Raw genomic sequence first — 5,349 nt, 5'->3', positions numbered from 1 at the left:
TAACTAGCGTCTTTCCGTTACTGTCTAGGCTGCACACATTCGGCTACCATCATGCGATGGCCCAAGTACCTGATAACGCAACTTTCCCACAAAATCGAAACCTGCCTCCATGCAATCCACGCCACGGGGCTGATGCCACGTCCGGGACGAGCTGATGCCACACGTCATGGGCGCGAATCAGGCCTGACTGGCCGCCAATGCCTGGTCGAGATCGGCGAGGATATCGTCGACATGTTCGATACCGATGGAAAGACGCACCATGTCCGGTGTCACGCCCGCCGATACCAGTTCCTCATCGTTGAGCTGGCGATGGGTGGTGGAGGCAGGAATCGAAGAGCATGTCTTGGCATCGCCGATGTTGACCAGTCGCAGGATCATGCCCAGGGCGTCATAGAATCGCGCACCGGCTTCACGGCCGCCCTGTATGCCGAAGCTCAGGATTCCCGAGGCATGTCCGCCCATGTACTTCTGCGCCAGCCCGTGGTCCTTGTGGCTGGGCAGGCCGGCATATTTCACCCAGGTCACCGACTGATGCCCTTCAAGATATCTTGCCACCCGCAGGGCGTTGTCGCAGATCCTCTCGATGCGCAGTGACAGGGTCTCCAACCCCTGCAGCAGGTTCCAGGCAGCCTGGGCGGAGAGCGCCGCTCCCATGTTGCGCAGCGGGACCACCCGAGCCCGTCCGATGAAGGCGGCTTCACCCAGGTCGCGGAATGAATGACGATGTCGGCACCCTGTTCAATGGGGCGCCACAGGAAAGGCGTGGGAACCGTGTTGTCGACGATCACCGGTACACCATGGCGATGGGCGACCTCGGCGAGCCGGGCCAGATCCACCACGCTGCCGGAGGGATTACCGACCGTCTCGCAGAACACCGCCTTGGTTTGGGCGTCGATCAATGCCTCGATACCCTCGAGATCATCCTTGTCGGCGAAACGCACCTGAATGCCCTGGCGAGGCAAGGTATGAGCAAACAGGTTATAGGTGCCGCCGTAGAGCTCGCTGATCGAAATGATATTGTCGCCGGCCTCGGCGATGGTCTGGATCGCATAGGTGATCGCGGCCATGCCGGAGGCGACGGCCAGGCCGGCGATACCGCCTTCCAGCGCCGCGACACGCTGCTCGAGCACCGCGCATGTGGGATTCATGATGCGCGAATAGATGTTGCCCTCCACCTTCAGGTCGAACAAGTCGGCGCCATGCTGGGCACTATCGAAGGCGAAGGAGGTCGTCTGGTGGATCGGCACAGCGGCGGCATGCTGATCGTCCGGTGCATAGCCATGATGCAGGGCAATCGTCTCGCGTTTCATTTCATTTCCTCTTAGTGTCTTTCAACAGGATGCTAAACCAAGTCTCAACCCCGGCACCAATATCGTATAGCCTAGGAGCCTCTCGGTACTCTCGGTACTCTCGGTACTCCCATCGACCCGGCCTGCGACGACATCGGATGCTCAAGCGATACCTGCCCATACTCACCTGGTTGCCCCACTACAACCGACGCCTCTGTGGTGCCGACCTGCTGGCCGGGATGATCGTCACCATCATGGTGATTCCCCAGTCGCTGGCCTATGCCATCCTCGCCGGCCTGCCTGCCGTGGTAGGCCTCTATGCGAGCATCCTGCCCTTGCTGGCCTATACCCTGCTGGGGACCAGCAGCACCCTGGCGGTCGGGCCCGTGGCGATCATCGCACTGATGACCGGGGCGGCGCTGACCGGGGTGGCTACACCAGGCACACCCGAATACCTCCAGGCCGCGCTGGTGCTGTCATTTCTCTCTGGAGGAATGCTCACCCTGATGGGCCTGCTGAGGCTGGGTTTCTTCACGAACTTCCTGAGTCACCCGGTGATCGCCGGTTTCCTTTCGGCCTCGGGCATCCTGATCGCCGCCACTCAGGCAGCCCACCTGCTGGGCATCGAGGCCCAGGGCTACACGGCGGCCTCGCTGGGGATCAACCTGATGGGTAACCTGCCCGATACTCACTTGCCCACATTGGCCATCGGCGCCGGCAGCCTGATCTTTCTGGTGGCAGTTCGCCGATGGGGTAAGCGTTCGCTGAGCAGCCTGGGCCTGCCCGAGAATCTTGCCACCCTCCTGGCGCGGGCAGGACCGGTATTCGCCGTGGTCATCACGACGCTTGTGACCTGGCAGTTCGGCCTGGCCGATCATGGGGTGGCGGTGGTCGGCGACATTCCCCGTGGACTCCCGCCCCTGACGCTGCCCGGGTTCGATTCATCGCTGTGGCAATCACTGCTGGTGCCGGCCCTGCTGATCAGCCTGGTAGGGTTCGTGGAGTCTGTCTCCATGGCACAGATGCTCGCCGCCAAGCGCCGCCAGCGAATCTCCCCGAACCAGGAACTGATCGGCCTGGGCGGTGCCAACCTGGCGGCCGCCTTCTCGGGAGGAATGCCGGTGACAGGCGGCCTTTCGCGAACGGTGATCAACTTCGATGCCGGCGCCCAGACACCGTTGGCCGGCCTCTTCGCCGCCATCGGCATCGGCCTGGTTACCCTGGCCTTTACCCCCCTGCTCGCCCATCTGCCCATTGCCACCCTGGCAGCCACCATCAGCGTGGCCGTGCTGACACTCGTTGACATCCCCATGATCCGCCAGACATGGCGGTACTCGCGAGGCGATTTCTCGGCCATGGCCCTGACCATCGTGCTGACCCTGGGTGAAGGGGTAGAAGCCGGGATCATCGCCGGCGTGCTGCTCTCGGTGGCCATCTTTCTCTACCGGACCAGTCGTCCTCACAGCGCCCTGGTCGGACGCTTGCCCGGTACCGAGCATTTCCGCAATGTCGAGCGCCACGACACGGAAACCACGAGCCAGGTGGCCCTCCTGCGCATCGACGAGAGCCTCTATTTCGCCAATGCCCGCTATCTCGAGGATACCGTCTACACCCTGGTCGCCAATCGTCCCGAACTCGAGCATGTGGTCTTGATCTGCTCCGCGGTCAACCTGATCGATGCCTCGGCTCTGGAAAGCCTCGATGCCATCAATGCACGACTCAAGGACTCCGGGGTGACCCTGCACCTGGCAGAGGTCAAGGGACCGGTGATGGACAAGCTCAAGAACAGCGATTTCCTGGAAGACCTGACCGGGCGGGTCTTCCTGAGCACCTACGCCGCCTGGAAAGAACTCAGCCGGAAACCCGAACCCTGCTAGGAGTCTGTCGGATTTGACCGATCGTCGCGAGAGATTCGGATTTCGAGATCAGCCGAAGGCCACCTGCTCCTTCACCTTCTCGACGATGTGGGTCCCGATGGGAATGGCCGAGGTCGCCGCCGGGGACGGGGCATTGCAGACATTCACCGTGCGTCGCGTATTGACGAAGAGGAAATCGTCGATCAAGCGGCCATCTCGTGACACCGCCTGGGCCCTGACCCCCGCAGGCCAGGGCTGGAGGTCTTCCAGCGAGAGGCTGGGGCAGTACTTGCGCACCTCCTCGAGATAGCCTCGCTTGAACAGGGAGTTCTTCATCTCGCGGATGCCGGGTTTCAGGGTGCGTCCCAGTACCTTGAGGATGCCCGGATGGGTGAACATCCCCAGCATATCCCGCAATGACAGGTCCGACTTGCGATACCCCTCCCTGGCCAGGGCCAGCACGGCATTGGGCCCCACGGTGACACTGCCGTCGATCATGCGGGTCAGGTGAACCCCGAGGAAGGGCATGGCAGGATCGGGTATCGGGTAGATCAGATGGTTGACGATCCGCTGCTGTCTGTCCGCCAGGCGATAGTATTCACCACGGAAGGGGCAGATCGTGAAGCCGGGGTCGCGTCCCAGCATTCTCACCACCCGGTCGGCCATCAGACCCGAACAGGTCACCAGATAGCGGCCGGAGACATCTTCCTGGGAGGTCTTCACCACCACCTCGCCTGGGTATTCCTCGAGACCGGTGACACGGTGGTCGTAGCGAATCATGCCGCCGCGCTTCTGGAATTCGGTGGCCATCGCCTCGGCGACCTTGGCATAGTCGACGATGCCGCTGGAGGGAATGAAGATGGCCCCCTGGCCGGTGATATTGGGCTCCCGCTCCCGCAGGGCATCGGCATCCAGCCATTCCCTCTGCAATCCATTGGCACCGGCGCGATCCCAGAGCAATTTCATGCGTTGCATATCACCATCATTGGTCGCCACCAGCATCTTTCCACAGATTTCGTAGTCGATGCCATGGGCGTCGCAGAAGTCACGGGTGGCACGGTTGCCCTGGTGACAGAAACGCGCCTTGAGGCTTCCCGGGGTGTAATAGACACCGGCGTGGATCACGCCACTGTTATGGCCGCTCTGGTGTCGAGCAGGCCCCTCCTCCTTTTCCAGAAGCAGAAGGCGGCGATCCGGGAAGGCATCGGCGAGTTGCATGGCAGTGGAGAGACCGAGGATGCCACCCCCGATGATGATGACGTCGTACAAGGCACACCTCCGCTGTCAGTTCCGGGCCGTTCGAACAGAATATCTAGCCGTCACTGTAGATTCCATTAAGCTGGAGAAATGGGTTGAAGCGATCCTCGCGCGCCGGACCGATCAGGCCGCTACCCTGATGCGTTTTTCCCGTGACCTACAGGCCTCACGGGAAGCCGGCGCGAAAGCCACGGTAATCGGTCAAGGCCCGCTCCCGGGACACCGTCTGGAGCCTGACCGCCTGGCCAGGCAGACACTGAGCCAGGCGGCTGGCGGCAAGGGGCGTCAGAGTGCCCATGCGAGGATAGCCACCGATGGTCTGGCGATCATTGAGCAGGGCGATGGGCTGGCCGTCGGGCGGTACCTGGACCGCCCCCAGGGCGATTCCCTCGGAGATCATCGTCGTCAGCCTGCAGTAGAGCCTGGGACCCGTCAGACGAACGCCCATCCGGTCCGCACGATCGTCAACCTGCCATTCCGTGTTGAACGCCGCAAAGAGGCTTGCACCACTGAAGGCCTCGATCTGGGCCCCGGGCAGCAGATCGAGGCGGGGAGGCCAGCGATAGTCGGGGCGCTGGGCATCGGGCAGCGACTGGCCCGACGCCATCCGGGAAGCCGACTCTGCCACCATCAGTACCGTATCGTCTGCCAGCTTGTGACCCAATCCATCGTGTCCGCCGAGTCCCTCGCGGACAACGCAGGCCACGCTGCCCAGTACCGGCGCCGCACAGAAACCGCCTGCCACCGCCAGATAGGCGCGCAATCCGTTGACTGGCGTAGCGAAGGCCAGCAACTGGCCTTCGCCTATGGTCATCGATCGCCACAAGGGACAAGTACGGCCATCCAGGGTCGCCCCTAGGTCCGCTCCGGCAATGGCGAGCGTCAACTGCCGCTCGGCCACCAGTTCCAGGCCGCCATAGGTGACTTCCAGCGCCGGCGTTCCCCAT

Annotated in this window: 3 protein-coding genes and 1 pseudogene; 1 reads left to right on the top strand and 3 read right to left on the bottom strand. The window is 62.6% G+C overall.

Annotation, left to right across the window (positions count from 1 at the left end; translation table 11 throughout):
- Nucleotides 1-177: 177 nt before the first annotated feature.
- Nucleotides 178-1,310: pseudogene (locus ACESMD_RS03015) on the bottom strand (O-acetylhomoserine aminocarboxypropyltransferase/cysteine synthase family protein).
- A 137-nt stretch (nucleotides 1,311-1,447) separates the two neighbouring features.
- Here ACESMD_RS03015 and ACESMD_RS03010 point away from each other — a divergent pair.
- Nucleotides 1,448-3,166 (top strand): SulP family inorganic anion transporter, encoded by a 1,719-nt coding sequence (locus ACESMD_RS03010; RefSeq protein WP_372610208.1) that lies wholly within the window; start codon nucleotides 1,448-1,450, stop codon nucleotides 3,164-3,166.
- A 48-nt stretch (nucleotides 3,167-3,214) separates the two neighbouring features.
- On the opposite strand, the gene lhgO is transcribed toward ACESMD_RS03010, so the two are convergent.
- Together lhgO and ACESMD_RS03000 are read right to left on the bottom strand one after the other, a co-directional pair.
- Nucleotides 3,215-4,414, bottom strand: a complete 1,200-nt coding sequence (gene lhgO, locus ACESMD_RS03005) for an L-2-hydroxyglutarate oxidase (protein ID WP_372610206.1) — start codon at nucleotides 4,412-4,414, stop codon at nucleotides 3,215-3,217.
- 154 nt (nucleotides 4,415-4,568) lie between these two features.
- A partial coding sequence (locus ACESMD_RS03000; RefSeq protein ID WP_372610204.1) for a biotin-dependent carboxyltransferase family protein occupies nucleotides 4,569-5,349 on the bottom strand: 781 nt, incomplete at its 5' end.

The organism is Halomonas sp. (assembly GCF_041689495.1).
In the GTDB taxonomy this organism is placed as follows: Bacteria; Pseudomonadota; Gammaproteobacteria; order Pseudomonadales; family Halomonadaceae; genus Halomonas.
Note: the sequence above shows the minus strand (reverse complement) of the source record. Positions and strands in the feature narration are given on the sequence as shown.

What these genes read in the sequence shown, in the direction of transcription:
- ACESMD_RS03010 (WP_372610208.1), top strand. Translation starts at nt 1,448, where the DNA reads ATGCTCAAGCGATACCTGCCCATACTCACCTGGTTGCCCCACTACAAC.